This window comes from Stenotrophomonas sp. SAM-B, assembly GCF_013387485.1.
In the GTDB taxonomy this organism is placed as follows: domain Bacteria; phylum Pseudomonadota; class Gammaproteobacteria; order Xanthomonadales; family Xanthomonadaceae; genus Stenotrophomonas; species Stenotrophomonas maltophilia_AA.
Genome location: NZ_JABBXB010000004.1, coordinates 167,314 through 188,412 on the forward strand (window position 1 = coordinate 167,314; position 21,099 = coordinate 188,412).

The following is a 21,099-nucleotide window of genomic DNA, read 5'->3' on the forward strand; positions in this document are numbered from 1 at the left end:
CTGACGAGCCCCCATGGATGGGTTCACGGCGCGTCCTGGTTGGGGCCATCCCGCTGCCTCAACCAGGAAATCCACCGCCGCGTCAGCTCAGGCGTCTTTCGCCTCATGCGGCGCATCCGCAGCCGCCGCATCATGCCCAAGCTCGTATTCCGCATCGTAGTTCCAGATGCTGCCGTCATCGGCCGCCGGCCCACACGAAATCGACATCGCGCCCTGATCGGCTGGACCCACCAGGCGACGGCTCATCGCGAACAGATTGCGGCCCAGATCGTGCGCCGCCGGTGCCGTGTTCGGCGCCGGCTCGCGTGCCGCGAACTCCGCCGCATCCACCAGCAGTTCCAGCGTGCCGGCCTCGCCATCCAGACGGATGATGTCGCCCTCGCGCACCCGCGCCAGCGGACCCCCGCGCGACGCTTCCGGCGTCATGTGGATCGCCGCCGGGAACTTGCCCGAGGCACCCGACAGACGACCATCGGTGACCAGCGCCACCCGGCGCCCCTGGTTCTGCAGCAGGCCCAGCAGCGGCGCCAGCGAATGCAGCTCCGGCATGCCGTTGGAGCGCGGGCCCTGGTAACGGACCACCGCAACGAAATCGTGCGGCAGCACACCGGCTGCGTGCAGCTTGTTCAGCACCTGCGGCGCATCGACCACCACCGCCGGCGCTTCGATCGTGCGGAACTCCGGCTTCACCGCAGACAGCTTGATCAGCGACCGACCGAGATTGCCGCGCAGCAGGCGCAGGCCGCCCTGGGATTCGAACGGATTGGCCACGCCACGCACCACATCCGGATCGGCGCTCTCGCGCACACCATCGATGTAGGTCAGCTTGCCGTCGCGCAACGCCGGCTCCTGGCCGTACTGCGGCATGCCGCCTTCGGCCACGGTCTGCAGGTCGGCGTGCATCAGGCCGGCCTCCATCAGCTCACGGAACACGAACGCGGTGCCGCCCGCGGCAGCGAAGCGGTTCACGTCGGCTTCGCCGTTCGGATAGACGCGGGCCAGCAGCGGGATCAGCTGCGAGAGCTGGTCCATGTCGTCCCAGGTCAGCACGATGCCGGCCGCACGCGCCACTGCGATCCAGTGGATGGTGTGGTTGGTCGAGCCGCCGGTGGCCATCAGGGTGACCACGGCGTTGACGATCGCGCGTTCGTCGATCAGGCGGCCGAGCGGACGGAAGTCGTCGCCCAGCGCGCTGATCTCCAGCGCACGCACTGCCGCCTGGCGGGTCAGTGCATCGCGCAGCGGCGTATCCGGATTGACGAACGAGGCGCCCGGCATCTGCACGCCCATCGCCTCGAGCAGGGTCTGGTTGGAGTTGGCGGTGCCATAGAAGGTGCAGGTGCCGGCGCCGTGGTACGAGGCGGCTTCGGCTTCCAGCAGTTCCTCGCGGGTCGCCTGGCCGGCCGCATAGCGCTCGCGCACTTCGGCCTTCTGCTTGTTCGGAATGCCCGGGGTCATCGGGCCGGCCGGCAGGAAGATCGCCGGCAGGTGGCCGAAAGCGAGCGCACCGATCAGCAGGCCCGGCACGATCTTGTCGCAGACGCCGAGGTAGACGCTGGCGTCGAACATGTCATGGCTCAGGCCGATTGCGGTCGACTGGGCGATCACATCGCGCGAGAACAGCGACAGCTCCATGCCGCCGCGGCCCTGGGTGACGCCGTCGCACATTGCCGGCACGCCACCGGCAACCTGTGCGGTCGCGCCGAGTTCGCGCGCGGTTTCGCGCAGGATCTCCGGGTAGTGCTCGAACGGCTGGTGCGCCGAGAGCATGTCGTTGTACGCGGTGATGATGCCCAGGTTGGGCGTCACGCCGCCGCGCAGGCGCGACTTGTCGGTCGGGCCGCACGCGGCGAACCCGTGGGCGAGGTTGCCGCAGCTCAGGCGCGAACGGAACGGACCGTCGCGCAGCGCCGCGTCGACACCGGCCAGGTAGGCGGCGCGGGAGGCGACGCTGCGCTGGACGATGCGCTCGGTGATGGCATGGAGTTTGGGATGCAGGCTCATTGGCTACCGGCTATGAGAAGGCGAACGGAACAACACCGGGGCAACTCAGTCACACCAGTGGACGCGCAGTTTCGCGCCGTCGAGATCGATCGCGTTGAGGATGGGATACAGCTGCGGATTGTTGCTTTCCAGCGCGTGCTTGAGCACTTCCAGCTTCTGCTTGCCACGCAGCAGCAACAGGCGCTGGCGGCTCTGCTTCAGGCCGTGTGGCGTGAGGGTGATGCGCAGCGGCCACTGGTTCGCACCGGGGCAGCCGGTGGCATCCAGCGCCGCGTAGGGCAGGGTGCTTTCCAGTGCGCGGGTCAGATCCTTCGAACCCGGGAACAGCGAGGCGGTGTGGCCGTCATTGCCCATGCCGAGCACGCTCAGGCAGGGCCGCTGGCTGTGCTGGGCCTGCAGGTTGGCGCTGTAGACGCACTCGGGCAGCGGCTTGCCGACCCGCACCAGCGGATCGAAATGCGCGCCTTCGGCACGGGTGAGGAAGCTCTCCTTCACCAGCCATGCATTGCTGTCGCGATCCTGCGGCGAGAGCCAGCGCTCATCGACCAGGCTCACTTCCACCCGGTCCCATTGAACGTCCAGCTCGGCCAGCGCCTGGTAGACCGGCGCCGGCGTGGTGCCGCCGGAGAGCAGCATGCGCGCCCGGCCGAATTCGGCGATGTCGCGGTTGAGCTCGGCCGCCATTTCGGCGGCGACGGCTTCGATCCAGCCATCGGCATCGCCATGGCGGATCAGGGTGAAACGATCGGACGTATCCAGGGTATTCATGCGGTGCCTCCCGGCAGATCGCGTTCCACATCCGCCGCATACGCGGCCGCGCCGAGCAGGCCGGGGCTGGGGTGCATCACCGCCAGTGACGGCACCTTGGACATGATCGAAGAGAAGCGGCCCTTGTGTTCAAAGCGCTGGCGGAAGCCGGAGTGCTGCAGCGAATCGAGCATCTTCGGCACCAGGCCGCCGGTCAGGAACACGCCGTCCCAGGCGCCCTGCATCAGCACCAGGTCGCCGGCGATCGCGCCGAACACGGCGCAGAACACATCCACGGTGCGCATCGCCTGCGGGTCGCCATGCAGCGCACGCGCGGTGACGTCCACTGGCTGCAGCTGGCCCGGATCGATATCGGCCATCTCGCACACGGCGCGATGGATGTTGACCAGGCCCGGGCCGCAGATCAGGCGCTCGTTGGAGACACGGCCGAACTGCTCGGACAGGATCTCCAGGATGCGGATCTCCTCTGGCGTGCCTGGCGGGAAGCTGACGTGGCCTCCTTCGGTTTCCAGCGGGTAGCAGCGGCCGTGGCGCAGGATCAGCCCGCCCACGCCCAGCCCGGTGCCCGGGCCGATCACCGCATAGTTGCGCGGCTGGCCGGGTTTGCCCGGCACCCACGCCGCGCCGCCGACCTGGATCACGTCCTGCGGCTGCAGCAGCGAAATCGCCATCGCCTGGGCGGCGAAGTCGTTGATCAGGTGCAGCTCGTCGAAGCCGAGCATGTGCGCGGTGCGCATGCGCGAGATCACCCACGGGTGATTGGTGATGCGCGCCTCGTCACCGTCGACGCGGCCGGCCACGGCGAACACGCCGCGTTTTGCCTCCGCGCCGATCTCGTCCAGATAGTGGCGCGCCGCCTCACCGAGCGACGGGAACTCCGCGACGCGGAACTCGCGGATGCTGTCCTGCTGCAGCGGCGCGGCCAGCGAGGTATCGGCCAGGGCGAAGCGTGCGTTGGTACCTCCGATATCCGCGACGAGGACCGGCTGGGACAACACCGTCATGCCTGATCACCGTGGACAGCGTCGGCCTCGGCGTCGGCGGGCAGGAAGCCGGTGGCTTCCCGCGGACCCCATTCGCCGGCCGGGTAGGGCTGCAGCGGCAGCTTGGCTTCCTTCCACGCGTCGCTGACGCTGTCGATCCAGGCCCAGGCGGCGCGCACTTCGTCATCGCGCACGAACAGCGCATGGTTGCCGTTGAACGCATCCAGGAACAGGCGCTCGTAGGCGATGCGACGGTGCAGGCCGGTCGGCACGGACAGTTCCAGTTCCAGCGGATGCAGTTCCAGCGCGCCCCATTCCGGGCCGGCCAGCGAGCTCATCAGGCCCAGCTCGATGTTCTCCTGCGGCTGCAGCTGGAAGGTGATGCGGTTCGGGGTCGCGTTGCGGCGGTGCGGGCGCTCGAACAGCCAGTGGGTGACCGGCTTCAGCGTGACCACCACGCGGGTGGTGCGCTCGGCCAGGCGCTTGCCGGTGACCAGGTGGAACGGCACGCCGGACCAGCGCCAGTTGTCGATATGCGCGGTGACCCCGGCGAAGGTTTCCACATCGCTGCCTTCCGGCGGCTGGTAGGCCTGCGCGGGCTGGCCGTTGATGGTGCCGGCGGTGTAGCGGCCGCGGACGCTGTCGCGTGCGGCGTGCTTGGCGTCGAGCGGGCGCAGGGCGCGCAGCACTTTGACCTTTTCATCGCGGATGCGGTCGGCTTCCAGCGAGGCCGGCGGCTCCATCGCGACCAGGCACAGCAACTGCAGGATGTGGCTCTGGACCATGTCGCGCAGCGCGCCGGAGCGGGCGTAGTAGGCATCGCGACCGTCCACGCCCTCGCTCTCGGCGACCAGGATGTGCACCGATTCGATGTAGTTGCGGTTCCATACCGCCTCGAGCAGCGTGTTGCCGAAGCGCAGCGCGATCAGGTTCTGCACCGCGGCCTTGCCCAGGTAGTGATCCAGGCGGAACACGCGGTCTTCGTCGATCCACTGGCCGATGGTGGAGATGATCTCCTCGGCGCTGGCACTGTCGCTGCCGATCGGCTTTTCCAGCATCAGGCGGTGCGGAGCGGCCAACGCGCCGCCCTTGGCCAGCCCTTCGCAGGTGGAGATGTACAGCCCCGGCGGAATGGCCAGGTAGCTCACGCAGTGGCGGTCGACCAGATCGCTGACCGACTCGGCCACCGAGTCCGGGTCGCGCAGATCCACCGAGCGGTAGTCGATGCGCTGGAGCAGCGAGTGGATGTCGTCCTGGCTGGCCATCGGCATGGCCTGCTGCAGGCGCGGGCGCAGGATCTCGCGGAAGGCTTCGGTATCGTGCGGCGACAGCGCCAGCGCACGGACCTTGAAGTCCTCGGGGAGCAGGCCGTCACCCAGCAATCGCAGCAGCGAGGGGAACAGATAGCGCTGGGCCAGGTCACCTGTGGCGCCAAACAGGAAAAGGGTGTCGTGCATCGCTCGAGTTTCAGATCCGGGTGACATCGTTGTCAATCGCTTCTCGTCTATGTTCTCGGGGGTCGGGCGGGGTCCGTTGTCTGCTTGTTGCAGGTGCAGCACGCCCCATGGATTCCGCCCGGCATGATGGCCTGCCAACCCGGTGTCGTGGGGGATATCGCATCCTCCCCGGCATCCAGGTCACGGCCGACTATCGGATAGTGCCACGTGAAAACGTTTACATGGCAGAATGCGCAGACTGTATTCGATTGCAGTGGTCGCCGTCATGCGGCACCACGCCATCGACCTGCCATCGGGAGGGCCGAAGGCAGTTCCGCATAACAGCCCGGAGACCGGGCGGACTGGAATGGTGATATGGCAAAAGTGCAGTTGCAGGGCGTTCGCAAGGTCTACGACAACGGTCAGGTGGCCGTGCAGGGCGCGACCTTCGAAGTGGCCGATGGTGAATTGATGGTGCTGGTGGGGCCGTCGGGGTGTGGCAAGTCCACACTGCTGCGCATGGTCGCCGGCCTGGAAGAAATCAGTGGCGGCACGCTGACGATCGGCGACCGCGTGGTGAACGACGTGGCGCCCAAGGATCGCGACATCGCCATGGTGTTCCAGAGCTATGCGCTGTACCCGCACATGACCGTGGCCGAGAACCTGGCCTTCGGTCTGAAGTTGCGCGGGCACGACAAGGCCACGATCAGCAAGCGGGTGGGCGAGGCGGCTGAAACGCTCGGCCTGACCGACATGCTCGACAAGCTGCCCAAGGCGATGTCCGGCGGCCAGCGCCAGCGCGTCGCGCTGGGCCGTGCGCTGGTGCGCGAGCCGGCGGTGTTCCTGCTCGATGAGCCGCTGTCCAACCTGGACGCCAAGCTGCGCCACAGCGTGCGCACGGAAATCGCGCAGCTGCATCGCAAGCTCGGCACCACGATGATCTACGTGACCCACGATCAGGTGGAAGCGATGACCCTGGGCCAGCGGATCGTGGTGCTCAAGGATGGCGTGATCCAGCAGATCGATACCCCGATGGCGCTGTACGACCGTCCGGCCAATCTGTTCGTGGCCGGCTTCCTCGGCAGCCCGGCGATGAACGTGCTGCGCGGCACCCTGCAGCGCACCGACAGTGGCTATGCCGTGCAGGACACCGCACTGACCGCACCGCTGGGCCAGGCCCGGATCGATCAGGCATGGGTCGGCAGGGCGATCGCCGTGGGCGTGCGCCCGGAGCATCTGCAGCCGGCCGCGGCCGGGGATGCGACCGCGTTCGAGGCGATGATCGATGGCATCGAGCCGGTCGGCAACGAGATCTTCGTCAACATGACCAGCGGCGGCCAGCCATTGGTGATGCGCGTGGCGCCGCAGGCGTTGCCGTCCGTTGGCGAGCCGATCCGCGTGGCGATCCACCCGCAGGGCCTGCATTTCTTCGATGCAGAGACCGGCGAGCGCTTGAACGACGCGTAAGGCGCGGATGGGTTGCGCGGCGCGCCGACCAACGGTCGGCGCCTACCGGGGGTAGGTCACCACCGTTGGTCGTGACCGCGATCGGACCGGGGCGCGTACGCATCGACCAACGGCCGACGCCTGTTACCGCGCGAGGCCGTCCAGCAACGGCAGGTGGACGGCGTCAACCCCACCGACCGTCAACGGCGCCGGCGCGATCTCCAGCGGCAGCACTGCCAGGGCCAGGTCACCGGCCACCGAGGCGACCGTGCCGATCGCCGCCTCGTTCTGCTGCACCTGCGTGCCGCTGGTCGTGCCCTCCACGACCCGCAGCAGCTGCAGGGCGCGCTTGGCCTTGCCGAGGAAGTGGGTGCGGGCCACGATTTCCTGGCCCGGGTAGCAGCCCTTCTTGACGCTGTACCCGTTCAGGCGGTCCAGCCCCAGCTGCTGTGGCGTCCACTGTTCACGCTGATCGGCGTCCAGTCGCGGCAGCCCATAGCGCAGGTCGGACTGGCGCCAGGCCAGTGCGATATCCGCGCTGTCCGCGGCGGCGGCCACGGCATCGGCGGCACCGATCCGCAGGCTGCGCGGAAGCGCATCGCTGCCCAGGTCCAATTCCACGGTTTCGCCACCAAGTTGCGCAATCGCGGCGCCGGAGGCCGCTTCGGGGGCGGTGAAGCTCGCCACCACGGCCAGGTCGTTGCGCACCTCGATCCGGACCTTGCGGCGGAATACAAAACGCTGCAACTGCGACGCAATCGCATCGGCGTCGCCGTCGGCGAGCAGCAGCACGATGCGCTCCTCGTCCAGCCGCAACAGCTGGAACACAGCAATGGTGCGGCCCTTGGCCGTCAGCCAGGCGCTCCACTGCCAATGCCGCAGGGGCAGGGCGGTGACATCGCTGGAGAATTGGGCATGGGCGAACGCGGCCGCATCGGCACCGCTGAGGCTGAGCAGCTGGTGACCGGGGAGGCGCGAAAAGCCGGCGAAATCGGAGGGCAGGTTGTCAGGCACGTGAACGGGGTCTAAAATTTGTGCGTTGCGAGAACACCCATGATAGGCCAAACAACCCCCACTCCAGATTCTGAAGCTGAAGGCACGCTGGTACCGGAGAAGCAGCCGCTTCCCGAGACCGACGCATTGCCTTTGGAAATCGGCGGCCGCGGCGGACTTGATCCGGTGCGGTACGGAGATTGGGAAAAAAACGGACGCTGCATCGATTTTTGATCAGCATTGAGCCAACGCGGCATTGCGCCGCCCAGCCGAGACAACGAGCCCAGCGAATGGCCGCCAGAGAACGTCCCCTTTCCCCGCACCTTCAGGTGTATCGCTGGCAGATTCAGATGGCCACCTCGATCCTGCATCGAGCGACCGGCATCTTTCTGTCTGTTGGAGCCCTGGTCATCGCCGGCGGCCTGCTCGCCCTGATGATGGGCCCTGAATCCTGGAACTGCTTCACCGGCCATGCCGGCAGCTGGTACGGCAAGCTGTTCCTGTTCGCCTGGAGCTGGTCCTTCGCCTACCACCTGTGCAATGGCATCCGCCATATCGTGCAGGACTTCGCGATCGGCTTCTCCATTCCCGCCTTCGTGCGCAGCAGCTGGGTCTCGGTCTTCGCCAGCCTGGTGATCACCGCCCTGATCTGGGCTTATGTCTTCATGGGAGCGGCCGCATGAACAAGTACCGTACCCCGCTGAAGAACGTGCGTGGCCTGGGCGCCGCCAAGACCGGCACCGAGCATTTCGTGCTGCAGCGCCTGACCGCCACCGCGCTGGTCGGCCTGACCATCTGGTTCCTGGTGTTCGTGCTGAGCCTGATCGGCGCCGATTACGTGACCGCCACCGACGCGGTGTCCAAGCCGTGGAACGCGGTGCTGCTGGTCGGCTTCCTGGTCGCGATGTTCTGGCATGCCCAGCTCGGCCTGCAGGTCGTGCTGGAAGACTACATCCACAATTCGCTGCTGGCCCTGGCGCTGCAGACCACGGTGAAGTTCATCGCCGTGCTCGGCGGGATCGTCAGTGTTTTTGCGGTCGCCCGCATCGCGCTCGGCGTCGCCTGAGTCCAGGCACCAAGACAGGAATCCAGATTAGATGTCCGCTTACAAGATTACGGAACACAAGTACGACATGGTCGTGGTCGGCGCCGGCGGTGCTGGCCTGCGCGCCACGTTCGGCCTTGCCGCCAAGGGCCTGCAGACGGTCTGTCTGACCAAGGTCTTCCCGACCCGTTCGCACACCGTGGCCGCGCAGGGCGGTATTTCCGCCGCGCTGGGCAACATGGGCGAAGACGACTGGCGCTACCACTTCTTCGACACCATCAAGGGCTCGGATTGGCTGGGTGACCAGGACGCCATCGAGTACATGTGCCGCGAAGCGATCCCGGCCATCATCGAACTGGAACACTACGGTGTGCCGTTCAGCCGTACCGAAGACGGCAAGATCTACCAGCGCCCGTTCGGCGGCATGACCACCAAGTACGGCGAAGGCCCGTCCGCGCAGCGCACCTGCGCCGCCGCCGACCGTACCGGCCACGCCATGCTGCACACGCTGTACCAGCAGTCGCTGGCCCACAACGCGCGCTTCATGATCGAGTACTTCGCGCTCGACCTGATCTTCGATGACGAAGGCGTCTGCCGCGGCGTGCTCGCGCTGGACATGGCCGACGGCTCGCTGCACCTGTTCCGCGCCCACGGCGTAGTGCTGGCCACCGGCGGCTACGGCCGCGCCTACTTCAGCGCCACCTCGGCCCACACCTGCACCGGCGACGGCGGCGGTCTGGTCATGCGTGCCGGCCTGCCGATGCAGGACATGGAGTTCGTGCAGTTCCACCCGACCGGTATCTACGGCGCGGGCTGCCTGATCACCGAGGGCGTGCGCGGCGAAGGCGGCATCCTGCGCAACAGCAACGGCGAGCGCTTCATGGAGCGCTATGCACCGCACTACAAGGATCTGGCTTCGCGCGACGTGGTGTCGCGTTCGATGACCATCGAGATCCGCGAAGGCCGCGGCGTCGGCGAGCACAAGGATCACATCCTGCTCGACCTGACCCACCTCGGCCCTGGCGTCATCGACGACAAGCTGCCGGGCATCGCTGAAAGCGCCCGCATCTTCGCCGGCGTGGACGTGCACAAGCAGCCGATCCCGGTCATCCCGACCGTGCACTACAACATGGGCGGCATCCCGACCAACTACCACGGCGAAGTCGTGCGCAAGGTCGGCGACAACCCCGATGCGGTCGTGCCGGGCCTGTACGCCATCGGCGAAGCGGCCTGCGTGTCCGTGCACGGCGCCAACCGCCTGGGCTCGAACTCGCTGCTGGATCTGGTCGTGTTCGGCCGTGCGGTGGCCAACCGCTGCGCCGACACCATCAAGTCCGGCGCACCGCACAAGACCCTGCCGTCCGATGCCTGCGACAAGGCCCTGGGCCTGCTCGACAAGCTGCGTTACGCCAACGGCGACACCCCGACCTCGGTCATCCGCGATCGCATGCAGCGCACCATGCAGAACGACGCGGCGGTGTTCCGTACCAGCAAGACGCTGGAAGAGGGCTGCAGCAAGATGGCCGAGATCTTCGACTCCTTCCAGGACGTCAAGGTCTCCGACCGTTCGCTGGTGTGGAACTCGGACCTGATCGAAACCTACGAGCTGAACAACCTGCTGCTCAACGCGGTGGCGACGATCAACTCGGCCGAACAGCGCAAGGAAAGCCGCGGCGCGCATGCGCATGAGGACTTCCCGGACCGCGACGACGTCAACTGGCAGAAGCACACGCTGGTCAACGTCGACGAAAACGGCAAGTGCGAGTTCGACTACCGTCCGGTCCACATGTACACGCTCAGCAAGGACGTGGACGTCGTCCCGCCCAAGCCGCGCGTTTACTAAGAGACCTGCGGCATGACCTCCGTCCACGCAGCGCTCGCGACCGCCGCCACCCGCACGGGTGGGGTGGCGCGTGCGCCGCTGGCCGGTGGTGTCGACTTCCTCATCTTCCGTGCTACCCGCGCCTGCTCCGCAGCGCGAGCCGCCTGAGCCAACGAGAACAGCCATGGCCGAGTTTTCCCTCCCCAAGAATTCCAAGATCGGAAAGGGCAAGCACTTCCCCGCCCAGACCGGTGCGAAGAACACCCGCACCTTCAAGATCTACCGCTGGAGTCCCGACGACGACAGCAATCCGCGCACCGATACGTATGAGATCGATCTGGACGCCTGCGGCCCGATGGTCCTGGACGCGCTGATCAAGATCAAGAACGAGATTGATCCGACCCTGACCTTCCGTCGTTCGTGCCGCGAGGGCATCTGCGGTTCGTGCGCGATGAACATCGACGGCACCAACACGCTGGCCTGCACCCGCGCGATTGCCGACTGCGGCAAGGCCGAAGTGCCGATCTACCCGCTGCCGCACATGAGCGTGGTCAAGGATCTGGTGCCGGACCTGACCCACTTCTACGCGCAGTACGCTTCGATCAAGCCGTGGATCCGCACCCAGACCCCGCCGCCGCCGGATCGCGAGCGTCTGCAGTCGCCGGAAGACCGCAAGAAGCTGGACGGCCTGTACGAGTGCATCCTGTGCGCGTGCTGCTCGACCAGCTGCCCGAGCTACTGGTGGAACGGCGAGCGTTACCTGGGCCCGGCCATCCTGCTGCAGGCCTACCGCTGGATCATCGACTCGCGCGATGAAGACACCGGTGCGCGCCTGGACGAGCTGGAAGACCCGTTCAAGCTGTACCGCTGCCACACCATCATGAACTGCTCGCGCACCTGCCCGAAGGGCCTGAACCCGGCGCTGGCCATTGCCGAGATCAAGAAGCTGATGATGGCGCGCCGCGCCTGATCCAGGGGTGTCCTGTAGCGCCACGCCATGCGGGGTTCTGCAAAAATCGATCGAAACGGTAGAGCCACGCCATGCGTGGCTTTGCCTTATCTGGAAACGCAGAAAATGGATGAAGCAACCGAACTGAAAAAGCTGCGCTGGCGTTGCCGCCGTGGCATGCGCGAGCTGGACCAGCTGTTCGGCCGTTACCTGGACCGTTGCTGGCTGCAGGCACCGACAGACGAGCGCGAGGTTTTCCTGTTCCTGCTCGAGAGCGAGGACGATAAGTTGTGGCGCTGGTTCATGGGCTACGAGGAGTGCCCGCATGCCGCGCCCGCCGCCCTCATCGCCCGGATCCGCGCCCTTCCGGCGTGAGTGGCATCCCTCGCGCTGGCAATGCCGTGCGCTGATCGCCATGGGGGCGCTGATGCCCTGGGCGCTGTGGGCGACCGATCTGCCCGCGCCGTGGGGCCTGGGGCTGGGCGTGGTGGCGATGGCCGGTACCTGGTGGGAGGCGTGGCGCTATGCGCACCGCCCGGGCTGCGTCTTCCTGATCCCGGTCGATGACGCCCCGGCGCAGGTGGATGACGCGCCGGTCGAGGAGCTGCAGATGCGGCGCCGCGGCCCGCTGGTGCAACTGGCCTGGCGGCACGAGGGGCGCCGCCACTGGCGTTTGTTCTGGCCCGATACCCTCCCGCAGGGGCAGGCACGTGAACTGCGACTAGCCGTCCGGGCACACTGCATTTCCCGTTCACCCCCTGCAGTGGCACCATAGCCTGAATTGTCCGGCGTACCTGCATGTTCAAACCCATACCTGTCTCGATTGGCCTGCGCTACCTGCGCGCCAAACGCCGCAACGGCTTCATCTCCTTCATCTCCATGGCCTCGATCCTCGGCATTGCCCTGGGCGTGACCGTGCTGATCACCACGCTGGCGGTCATGAGCGGTTTCCAGAAGGAAATCCGCGATCGACTGCTGCAGATGACCGCGCATACCACCATCACCACCGACGGCGCGCCGATGGCCGACTGGGCGCATGCGGTGGAGGTGGCGAAGAAGGATCCGCGTGTCGCCGGCGCGGCGCCGTACATCGAAATCCAGGCCATGCTCAGCGGTCCCCGCGTGCAGGGCGCCATCGTGCAGGGCATCGACCCGGCGCTGGAGCCGAACGTCTCGGTGATCAACCAGAAGGTCAAGAAGGGCAGTTTCGACAGCCTGACCGCGGGCAGCTACAACCTGCTGGTCGGCCAGGAGCTGGCGATCTACCTCGGTGTCGGCGTGGGCGACACCGTGCTGGTGACGCTGGCGGAAGTGCAGGGCACGCCGATCGGTGCGATCCCGCGCATGAAACGCTTCACCGTCAGTGGCATCTTCGAAGCCGGCTACAACGAGGTCGACCGCGGCGTGGCATACGCCAACATGGCCGATCTGGAAAAAGTACTGCGCATCGACGGCGTCACCGGCGTGCGCCTGAAGCTGCACGACATGGACAAGGCGCTGGACGTTGGTGTCGATCTGGCCCACAACCTGACCGGCGCCTACCGCGTCAGCGACTGGACCCAGCAGAACGCCAACCTGTACCACTCGCTGCGCATGGAGAAGGTAGTGATGGGCATCCTGCTCTCGCTGATCATCGCCATGGGCGCCTTCAACCTGGTGTCCTCGCAGGTGATGCTGGTCACCGACAAGCAGGCGGACATCGCGATCCTGCGCACGCTCGGGCTCACCCCGGGTGGGGTCATGCAGGTGTTCATGGTGCAGGGCTCGCTGATCGGCATCTTCGGCACCGTGCTCGGCGTGATCGGCGGCATCACCCTGACCTTGAACCTGGAGCGCATCCTCGGTGCGATCGAGACGCTGTTCAACGTCAAGCTGCTGCCGGAAGACGTCTACTACATCACCGGCCTGCCGACCGACATGCAGACCCCGGACATCATCATGATCACGGCCGTGGCGCTGGTCATGAGCTTCCTTGCCACCCTGTATCCCGCCTGGCGCGCGGCACGTACCCAGCCGGCGGAGGCCCTGCGTTATGAATGAAGCACTCACCCTGGGCGAGGAAGTCATCCGCGCCGAAGCCCTGGCGAAGACCTACGCCGAAGGCCGCATGCAGACGCCCGTGTTCAACGGGTTGGACCTGCGCGTGGCTGCCGGCGAAACCGTGGCGATCATCGGTGCCTCCGGCGCCGGCAAGAGCACCCTGCTGCACCTGCTGGGCGGCCTGGATACCCCGACGGCGGGCGAGGTCTATGTGGCCGGCCAGCGCATGTCCGGCCTGTCCGACAGCCAGCGCGGCCGGCTGCGCAACCGCGCGCTCGGCTTCGTCTACCAGTTCCACCACCTGCTGCCCGAATTCACCGCGCTGGAAAACGTGATGATGCCGGTGCTGCTCGGGGGCGAAGAAGTGGAGGACGCGCGCACCCGCGCGCAGGCGCTGCTGGAATCGGTCGGCCTGGGCCATCGCTTGGACCACAAGCCCGGTGAACTCTCTGGTGGTGAGCGCCAGCGCGCTGCCGTGGCCCGCGCGCTGGTCAACCGGCCGGCCTGCGTGCTCGGCGACGAGCCGACCGGCAACCTGGATGACAAGACGGCGGCGACCGTGTTCGAGCTGATGCTGGAGCTCAACCGCGCACACCACACCAGCCTGGTGCTGGTGACCCACGATCGCTCGCTGGCGCGCAAGCTGGACCGCGTGCTGGAGCTGCGCGAAGGGCGGCTGCACAGCCTGGCCCACAGCGAGGTTTGAGCAGGCATCGATGCCTGCCTGAGCGCTGAACACCCGGCGGGTTCCTCTCGCCGGGAGCACGTTGGGCGGCGCATGATCGGCGCATAGTCCCCAGCAGGAGGCGTCATGAAGCAGACCCTTGCCATCGCGGCCCTGTGCCTTGGGCTGGCCGCGTGCGCCAGTACCGGCCGCCTATCCACCGCGCAGAAGCTCGATCTCTACCGGGCCCACGCCGGGCCGCCGCAGCAGGACATGCCGCTGTACGGTTCGCTGTCAGGCTGGACCGAGCTGGGCGAGAGCGCGCTGGCGGTGTGGACGCGCCCGAGCGAAGGCTATCTGCTGGAACTGACCGGGCCGTGCCAGGGGCTGGACTACGCCCCGGCGATCGGCCTGACCAGCCGGGTCGGCCGTGTGTCGGCCCGCTTCGACAAGGTGCTGGTGCGTGACCCCACGCCCGGACCGATGAACATGCCGTGCTTCATCAGCAGCATCCGCAAGCTGGACACCAAGGCTCTGCGCAGCTCGGAACAGGCGCTGCGTCAGGCACAGGTGCAGGAGCGCGAAGAAGGCCAGCAGGCGCCGACCCGGTAGTGCCGGCCGCTGGCCGGCCAAGGCATATCGAAGAAGGCACCGCCATCTCGGGGCCGTCCCATCCTCGCGGTAGATACCGACCGTTGGTCGGTATCAGAGCCGGTTACGCCTCCGGAACGAATCCAGCCGGCTTTTCGGCGCCACCGCTGAACAGGTACTTCACCAGTTCCTCTTCCAGGAACGCGCGGTGCTTGGGATCACGCGGCGACAGGCGGTTTTCGTTGATCAGCATGGTCTGGTGCGCCAGCCACGCGGCCCACGCCGGCTTGCCGATATGGTTGAAGATGCGCTGGCCCAGCTCGCCGGGGTAGGGCACGAAGTCCAGGCCTTCGGCGTCGCGTTGTTCGTACTGGCAGAAAACGGTGCGGGGCATAGCGTTACTCGATGTCTTGGGATGTTGCTGCGCGCCGCATTGTACGGCGCTTGGGCTGAGCGGGCGGTGCACCGGTCTCCAGCAGCTTGCGGATCGGCGCGGGCAGGCCCAGCGTGGCCAGTTCTTCGGCGGCGACCCAGCGCAGTCCCTCGGCCTCGTTGCGCAGGCCCTGCACCGTTGCCACCAGCACCTGCAGGTGCAGCCGGTAGTGGCTGAAGGTGTGCTCCAGCACCGGCAACGGCTCGGCATCGTCCAGCGAACCCTCAATGTGCGCGTCGAACCAGTCCTGCAGCACGACCCCGCTGTCGGCCTGGGGCAGGGTCCATAGCTGTGCCCAGATCCCCGTGTCCGGCCGCTTCTGCAGCAATACCCGGCCGCGCGCATCGCGCAGCAGCAGCGCCACCGCCTCGCGTTCGGGCAGGGTCTTGCCCGGCTTGGGCGTCGGCAGCTGATCGGTGCGGCCCTCGCGACGCGCCACGCAGGTGGCCTGCAGCGGGCAGATCACGCAGGCCGGTCGGCTGCGGCTGCAGACGCTGGCGCCCAGGTCCATCTGCGCCTGGGTGTAGTCGACCATGCGCGATGCGGGCACCTGCGCCGCATGCGCCTCGGCCACCGCCCAGAGCTGTTTTTCGATCACCGGCAGGCCGGGGAAGCCCTCGATGCCGTGATAGCGGGTCAGCACGCGTTTGACGTTGCCGTCGAGAATCGCGAACCGATCATTCCAGGCTTGGCTGAGGATCGCGCCCGCGGTGCTGCGGCCGATGCCGGGCAGCGCGTGCAGTGCATCGAAATCACGCGGCAGCTCGCCGTCGTGCAGTTCGACGCAGCGCTGTGCGGCGGCATGCAGGTTGCGTGCACGGGCGTAGTACCCGAGCCCGGCCCACTGTGCCATCACCGCATCGTTGCTGGCCGCGGCCAGGTCGGGCAGGGTCGGGAACACGTCGAGGAATTTCAGGAAGTACGGGATGACCGTGCCGACCTGGGTCTGCTGCAGCATGATCTCCGACAGCCACACCCGGTACGGGCTGCGTGGGTGCTGCCATGGCAGGTCGTGCCGGCCATGGTCGTCGAACCAGTGCAGCAGCCGCGCGACGAACACATCTTCGGTCGGCACCGGGGCGCTGGCGGGAGGCTGGCGGGTCATGCAGGTTCCGGAGAAGAGGGTAGAGCCACGCCATGCGTGGCTGCATCGGCTCAGCCGCCCAGTGCTTCCGGCAGCAGCGCGTCGACGAAGGCTTCCGGATCGAACACGCGCAGGTCTTCCGGGCGCTCGCCGATGCCGCAGAAGCGGATCGGAATGCCGAACTCACGGGCCAGCGCGAACACAACGCCACCCTTGGCGGTGCCGTCCAGCTTGGTCACCACCAGGCCGGTCACGTTGACCGCCGCGTGGAACTGACGCAGCTGCGACAGCGCGTTCTGGCCGGTGGTGCCATCAATGACCATCAGCACTTCGTGCGGGGCATCGGGATCGATCTTGCCGAGCACGCGGCGGATCTTGCCCAGCTCGTTCATCAGGCCGGCCTGGGTGTGCAGGCGGCCGGCGGTATCGGCGATCAGCACTTCGGTGCCGCGGGCCTTGCCGGCCTGCAGCGCATCGAAGGCGACCGAGGCCGCATCGGCGTTCTGGCCCTGCGCGACCACGGCGACGCCGTTGCGTTCGCCCCAGGCCTGCAGCTGCGCGACGGCAGCAGCACGGAAGGTATCGCCGGCGGCCAGCATCAGGCTGTGGCCGTCGTCCTTGAAGCGCTTGGCCAGCTTGCCGATGGTGGTGGTCTTGCCGACGCCGTTGACGCCGACGGTGAGCACCACGAACGGCTTGGCGGTGCGGTCGATGACCAGCGGCCTGGCGACCGGTTGCAGGATCGCGATCAGTTCGGCGCGCAGCGCCGTCAGCAGTGCATTGGCATCGGTGAACTCACGCGCCTTCATCCGCTTGCGCAGGCCTTCGACCAGCGCGGTGGTCGCGCCGACGCCGACATCGGCGGTGATCAGCGCGGTTTCCAGCTCGTCGAGCAGGTCGTCATCGAGCTTGGGATTGCGCGAGAACAGGCCGCCGAAACTGCGTGCGATCACGCTGTTGCGCAGGCGCTCGCGCCAGCCGCTCTTGCCGGCGGCGGCGGGGGCCATGTCGTGGGAGGTCGGGCGCTCGGTCACGATGGTCGGGGCGACCGGAGTGACCGGGGCTGGAGCAACCGGAGCAACCGGAGTGACAGACGGTGGTGCGACAGCAGCGGGCGCGGGTGCGCTTACCGGGGCGATCGGTGCTTGAACCGGTGCGGTCACCGCAGGCGCGGGGGTGATCGGTTCCGGTGCAACCGGAGCAGCCACCACGGGTGCGGGCGCAACCGGGGCCGGGGCCACCGGCGCAGCCACGACGGGCACAGGCACCACAGGGGCAGGCACAACCGGCGCGGGAACCACAGGCGCAGGAACCACCGGGGTCGGCGCGATCACGCGCTCTACCGGAGCGGCGGGCTCGGCAGCGGGAACAGCGGTTTCCACCACGGGCGGCAGCGGCGCAGGCGCCGGCGGTGCTGCAGGCTCGGGAGCGGCCTGCGGGAACGCGGCAGCCAGCTCCTCGGTGGAGTAATGCTGGGTCTTGGCCGCCTCTTGCGGGGCGTCCTGGGGCTTTTTGCGACGGAAGAAGCTGAGCATTGGCAAAAGACGCTGAAATCAGAGGGGTATGCTACCACTGCGCCCCGAATGCCCATGGGCGTGCAGGTGCGGTGGGGCGGGACTCAAGTAATGGCCGATGCGGCCGTTACCTGTTGTGAAGGGCTGCGCCATGTGGGTGCGGCCAGAACAACGAAACGGTGAACGATGAGCGTGATGTCCATTGCCAGCTCAGGCATGCGCGCTGCCTCGCTGGGCGTGCAGGCCGCAGCCTCCAACGTGGCACGGCTGCCGGTCACGGAGACCACCCGGCTGGGGGTCGCCCAGACGACAGCGGCAGGAGGCGGCGTCACCGCCACCGTGGTTACCGCGCCGGACGACGCCAATGCGCCGATCGCGGACCTGTTGACGGCCAGGGAAGCCGCGCTGGCGTTTGCCGCCAACGCGACGGTGGTCCGCCGTCAGGACGAGATGCTGGGCACCCTGCTGGACCGCTGGGCCTGATCCGGTCGGTGTGCCGGCCGCTGTGGCCGGCACCCTCCCGTAGCGCCCGTTACGCCGACAGCTCCAGCAGCAGCTTGTTGAGCCGGCGCACATACGCCGCCGGGTCCTTCAGCGTGTCGCCCGCGGCCAGCGCGGCCTGGTCGAACAGCACGCGGCTCAGATCGTCGAAGCGCGCGGCATCGCCTTCCTGATCCAGCTTGCCGATCAGCGGATGGCCCGGGTTGAACTCGAACACCGGCTTGCTGTCAGGCACCTTCTGGCCGCTGGCTTCCAGGATCTGGCGCATCTGCAGGCCCAGATCCTGTTCGCCGATCGCCAGGATCGCCGGCGAATCGGTCAGGCGGTGCGAAACGCGCACGTCGGCGACGTCGTCACCCAGTGCGGTCTTGATGCGGTCCACCAGCGCCTGCTTGTCCTTGGCGACGGCTTCCTGGGCCTGCTTGTCTTCGGCGCTTTCCAGCGCGCCCAGGTCCAGATCGCCACGCGCGACATCGACGAACGACTTGCCGTCGAACTCGGTGAGGTAGCCCATCAGCCACTCGTCGATGCGGTCGGTGAGCAGCAGCACTTCCACGCCCTTCTTGCGGAACACTTCCAGGTGCGGACTGTCCTTGACCTGGGTGTGGCTGTCGCCGGTCAGGAAGTAGATCTTGTCCTGGCCCTCGATCATGCGGCCCACGTAGTCGGCCAGCGAGACGCTGGGCTCGCCGCTGTCGTCATGGGTGGTGGCGAAGCGCAGCAGGCCGGCGATCTTCTCGCGGTTGCCATAGTCTTCCGCCGGACCTTCCTTGAGGACCTGGCCGAACTGCTTCCAGAAGCCGGCATAGACCTCCGGCTTGTCCTTGGCCAGCTTCTCCAGCATGTCCAGCGAGCGCTTGGTCAGCGCCGACTTCATCGAATCGATGACCGGGCCGGACTGCAGGATTTCGCGCGAGACGTTCAGGGAGAGATCGTTGGAATCCACCACGCCCTTGATGAAGCGCAGGTACAGCGGCAGGAACTGCTCGGCCTGGTCCATGACGAAGACGCGCTGGACGTAGAGCTTCAGGCCCTTGGGCGCATCGCGGTGGTACAGGTCGAACGGGGCGTGGCCGGGGACGTACAGCAGCGAGGTGTACTCGAGCTTGCCTTCCACCTTGTTGTGGCTCCACGCCAGCGGGTCCTGGTGGTCGTGCGCGGCGTGCTTGTAGAACTCCTGGTACTCGGCGTCGGTGATCTCGGTACGCGGCCGCGTCCACAGCGCGCTGGCACGGTTGACGGTTTCCCATTCGATCTCGGCCGGGGCGTCTTCGCCGTGGTGTTCCTTGACCATCTGGATCGGCAGGCCGATGTGATCGGAGTACTTCTTGATGATGCCGCGCAGGCGCCAGCCGTCGGCGAAGTCGCGCTGGTCATCCTTGAGGTGCAGGACGATGCGGGTGCCGCGCTCGGGCTTGTCGATGCCTTCCACGTCGAACTCACCTTCGCCGCGCGAGGACCAGTGCACGCCCTCGCTGGCGGGCAGGCCGGCGCGACGGGAGTAGACGTCGACCTGGTCGGCGACGATGAAGGCGCTGTAGAAGCCAACGCCGAATTGGCCGATCAGCTGGGAGTCCTTCTTCTGGTCGCCGGAGAGCTGGCGCAGGAAGTCGCCGGTGCCGGATTTGGCGATGGTGCCCAGGTGGGCGATCGCTTCGTCACGGCTCATGCCGATGCCGTTGTCGTCGATGGTCAGGGTGTTGGCCGTGGCATCGAAGCTGACGCGGATGCGCAGGTCGCCGTCGTTCTCGAGCAGGTCCGGCTGGGTCAGCGCTTCGAAGCGCAGCTTGTCCGAGGCGTCGGCCGCGTTGGAGATCAGCTCGCGAAGGAAGATTTCCTTGTTGGAGTACAGCGAGTGGATCATCAGCTGCAGCAGCTGTTTGACTTCGGTCTGGAAGCCCAGGGTTTCTTTTTGGGTCTGCACGGTCATGGGTCGTGTTGCTCCTTGGGACATTGCCGCGCCCGGCGCGGCGGCTGGCTCAAGGGGTAGGGGTGGATTGTCCCGAATTCAAGGCCGCCGCCCTCGGCTCGTAGGTCGTACGTGCGGCCGGTAGAGCCACGCCATGCGTGGCTGCATTTCCTTCCGGCATCGGGGCACCGGGTGGAGGCAACCACCGGACCGCCTAGAATGTCGTCCTGAACTGCCTGCCATCCGTGCCCATGACCCGTTTCCGCCCGTTCGCCCCTCCCATCCCCCTCTGCCCCAGGAGCCACGCATGAAGCCGCGCCAGCCGGCAGCCGCCGTGGGCCAGGTGCGGATCATCGGGGGCAGGTGGCGCAATACGAAGCTGCCGGTACCGCTGTCGCCCGGGCTGCGGCCCAGCAGTGACCGGGTGCGGGAGACGCTGTTCAACTGGCTGATGCCGCGCCTGGGCGGGGCGCGGGTGCTGGATCTGTTCGCCGGGAGCGGGGCGCTGGGGCTGGAGGCGGTGTCGCGCGGGGCGGCGCAGGCGACGCTGGTCGAGCGCGATGCGGCATTGTCCCGGCAGTTGCGCGAGTCGGTCGCCGGGCTGGGGGCGCAGGACCAGATCGCGGTGGTCCAGGCCGATGCGCTGCAGTGGCTGCGGCAGCCGGCCGGGCCGCTGGCGGATATCGCGTTCGTCGATCCGCCGTTTGCCGATGGGCTGTGGGAGGCGGTGATCGCCGGCCTGCCGTCGCATCTGGCCGCCGATGCCTGGCTGTACGTGGAGTCGCCGGCCGATCAGGCGCCGAAGATGCCCGCGACGTGGCTGCTGCACCGCGAGGGGGGCACCCGGGAGGTCCGTTTTGCCCTGTATCGGCGCGCCACTGCTACACTTTCACCAGACCAACACGCGTAGCTACCGT

At 67.3% G+C, this 21,099-nt stretch carries 22 protein-coding genes; 13 read left to right on the top strand and 9 right to left on the bottom strand.

Annotated elements, in window-relative coordinates; genetic code table 11:
- Nucleotides 1–87: 87 nt before the first annotated feature.
- Genes edd through zwf form a run of 4 tightly spaced genes read right to left on the bottom strand, consistent with a single transcriptional unit; the run spans nt 88 to nt 5,212 of the window.
- Nucleotides 88–2,004, bottom strand: coding sequence for a phosphogluconate dehydratase (edd, locus tag HH110_RS10840; RefSeq protein ID WP_176989682.1), 1,917 nt, complete (start codon nt 2,002–2,004; stop codon nt 88–90).
- Between the two features lie 45 nt (nt 2,005–2,049).
- Nucleotides 2,050–2,772, bottom strand: coding sequence for a 6-phosphogluconolactonase (pgl, locus tag HH110_RS10845; protein WP_176989683.1), 723 nt, complete (start codon nt 2,770–2,772; stop codon nt 2,050–2,052).
- The gene (gene glk, locus HH110_RS10850) at nt 2,769–3,776 is read right to left on the bottom strand and encodes a glucokinase (protein ID WP_176989684.1); all 1,008 of its coding nucleotides are present in this window, start codon (nt 3,774–3,776) and stop codon (nt 2,769–2,771) included. The genes pgl and glk overlap by 4 nt, the downstream gene beginning before the upstream one ends.
- Complete coding sequence (zwf, locus tag HH110_RS10855; protein ID WP_176989685.1) at nt 3,773–5,212, bottom strand: glucose-6-phosphate dehydrogenase; 1,440 nt, start codon at nt 5,210–5,212, stop codon at nt 3,773–3,775. The genes glk and zwf overlap by 4 nt, the downstream gene beginning before the upstream one ends.
- A gap of 354 nt (nt 5,213–5,566) precedes the next feature.
- Here zwf and HH110_RS10860 point away from each other — a divergent pair, with 354 nt between their 5' ends.
- Nucleotides 5,567–6,658 (top strand): ABC transporter ATP-binding protein, encoded by a 1,092-nt coding sequence (locus HH110_RS10860; protein ID WP_176989686.1) that lies wholly within the window; start codon nt 5,567–5,569, stop codon nt 6,656–6,658.
- 123 nt (nt 6,659–6,781) lie between these two features.
- Here the strand turns inward: HH110_RS10860 and HH110_RS10865 are convergent, their stop codons facing one another.
- Nucleotides 6,782–7,651 carry a folate-binding protein YgfZ gene (locus HH110_RS10865; RefSeq protein ID WP_176989687.1) on the bottom strand — a complete coding sequence of 290 codons (870 nt, stop codon included), beginning with the start codon at nt 7,649–7,651 and terminating at the stop codon, nt 6,782–6,784.
- A gap of 39 nt (nt 7,652–7,690) precedes the next feature.
- Here HH110_RS10865 and HH110_RS10870 point away from each other — a divergent pair, with 39 nt between their 5' ends.
- The 10 genes from HH110_RS10870 (at nt 7,691) to HH110_RS10915 (ending at nt 14,762) form a co-directional block, all read left to right on the top strand.
- On the top strand, nt 7,691–7,864 hold the full coding sequence (locus tag HH110_RS10870) for a DUF1674 domain-containing protein (protein WP_176989688.1): 174 nt from the start codon (nt 7,691–7,693) through the stop codon (nt 7,862–7,864).
- 56 nt (nt 7,865–7,920) lie between these two features.
- Nucleotides 7,921–8,313 carry a succinate dehydrogenase, cytochrome b556 subunit gene (gene sdhC, locus HH110_RS10875; protein ID WP_176989689.1) on the top strand — a complete coding sequence of 131 codons (393 nt, stop codon included), beginning with the start codon at nt 7,921–7,923 and terminating at the stop codon, nt 8,311–8,313.
- Entirely contained in the window at nt 8,310–8,696 is a 387-nt protein-coding gene (sdhD, locus tag HH110_RS10880; protein WP_176989690.1) for a succinate dehydrogenase, hydrophobic membrane anchor protein, read from the top strand. Before sdhC ends, sdhD begins: the two co-directional genes overlap by 4 nt.
- A gap of 31 nt (nt 8,697–8,727) precedes the next feature.
- Nucleotides 8,728–10,518: a succinate dehydrogenase flavoprotein subunit gene (gene sdhA / locus HH110_RS10885; protein ID WP_176989691.1), complete on the top strand. Its 1,791-nt coding sequence runs from the start codon at nt 8,728–8,730 to the stop codon at nt 10,516–10,518.
- Nucleotides 10,519–10,681: 163 nt separating this feature from the next.
- Nucleotides 10,682–11,467, top strand: a complete 786-nt coding sequence (locus HH110_RS10890; protein ID WP_088432210.1) for a succinate dehydrogenase iron-sulfur subunit — start codon at nt 10,682–10,684, stop codon at nt 11,465–11,467.
- 105 nt (nt 11,468–11,572) lie between these two features.
- Nucleotides 11,573–11,821, top strand: a complete 249-nt coding sequence (locus HH110_RS10895) for a succinate dehydrogenase assembly factor 2 (protein ID WP_019183252.1) — start codon at nt 11,573–11,575, stop codon at nt 11,819–11,821.
- 52 nt (nt 11,822–11,873) lie between these two features.
- Entirely contained in the window at nt 11,874–12,221 is a 348-nt protein-coding gene (locus HH110_RS10900) for a hypothetical protein (RefSeq protein ID WP_176989692.1), read from the top strand.
- Nucleotides 12,222–12,244: 23 nt separating this feature from the next.
- Nucleotides 12,245–13,486, top strand: a complete 1,242-nt coding sequence (locus HH110_RS10905; RefSeq protein WP_176989693.1) for a lipoprotein-releasing ABC transporter permease subunit — start codon at nt 12,245–12,247, stop codon at nt 13,484–13,486.
- Complete coding sequence (gene lolD, locus HH110_RS10910) at nt 13,479–14,192, top strand: lipoprotein-releasing ABC transporter ATP-binding protein LolD (RefSeq protein ID WP_176989694.1); 714 nt, start codon at nt 13,479–13,481, stop codon at nt 14,190–14,192. The genes HH110_RS10905 and lolD overlap by 8 nt, the downstream gene beginning before the upstream one ends.
- Nucleotides 14,193–14,297: 105 nt before the next feature.
- Entirely contained in the window at nt 14,298–14,762 is a 465-nt protein-coding gene (locus tag HH110_RS10915) for a DUF6491 family protein (RefSeq protein WP_176989695.1), read from the top strand.
- Nucleotides 14,763–14,865: 103 nt separating this feature from the next.
- On the opposite strand, the gene HH110_RS10920 is transcribed toward HH110_RS10915, so the two are convergent.
- From HH110_RS10920 to ftsY, 3 genes are read right to left on the bottom strand one after another with little or no spacing between them, the layout of a single operon-like run.
- Entirely contained in the window at nt 14,866–15,135 is a 270-nt protein-coding gene (locus HH110_RS10920) for an oxidative damage protection protein (protein ID WP_019183247.1), read from the bottom strand.
- 4 nt (nt 15,136–15,139) lie between these two features.
- On the bottom strand, nt 15,140–16,279 hold the full coding sequence (mutY, locus tag HH110_RS10925) for an A/G-specific adenine glycosylase (RefSeq protein WP_176989696.1): 1,140 nt from the start codon (nt 16,277–16,279) through the stop codon (nt 15,140–15,142).
- Between the two features lie 50 nt (nt 16,280–16,329).
- Complete coding sequence (gene ftsY, locus HH110_RS10930) at nt 16,330–17,793, bottom strand: signal recognition particle-docking protein FtsY (protein ID WP_176989697.1); 1,464 nt, start codon at nt 17,791–17,793, stop codon at nt 16,330–16,332.
- A gap of 165 nt (nt 17,794–17,958) precedes the next feature.
- On the opposite strand from ftsY, the gene HH110_RS10935 reads away from it, so the two are divergent.
- Nucleotides 17,959–18,255 (top strand): hypothetical protein, encoded by a 297-nt coding sequence (locus HH110_RS10935; protein ID WP_176989698.1) that lies wholly within the window; start codon nt 17,959–17,961, stop codon nt 18,253–18,255.
- 49 nt (nt 18,256–18,304) lie between these two features.
- Here the strand turns inward: HH110_RS10935 and htpG are convergent, their stop codons facing one another.
- Nucleotides 18,305–20,203 (bottom strand): molecular chaperone HtpG, encoded by a 1,899-nt coding sequence (htpG, locus tag HH110_RS10940; protein ID WP_176989699.1) that lies wholly within the window; start codon nt 20,201–20,203, stop codon nt 18,305–18,307.
- A gap of 286 nt (nt 20,204–20,489) precedes the next feature.
- Between htpG and rsmD the strand changes: the two genes are divergently transcribed.
- On the top strand, nt 20,490–21,092 hold the full coding sequence (rsmD, locus tag HH110_RS10945) for a 16S rRNA (guanine(966)-N(2))-methyltransferase RsmD (protein WP_176989700.1): 603 nt from the start codon (nt 20,490–20,492) through the stop codon (nt 21,090–21,092).
- Nucleotides 21,093–21,099 lie beyond the last annotated feature (7 nt).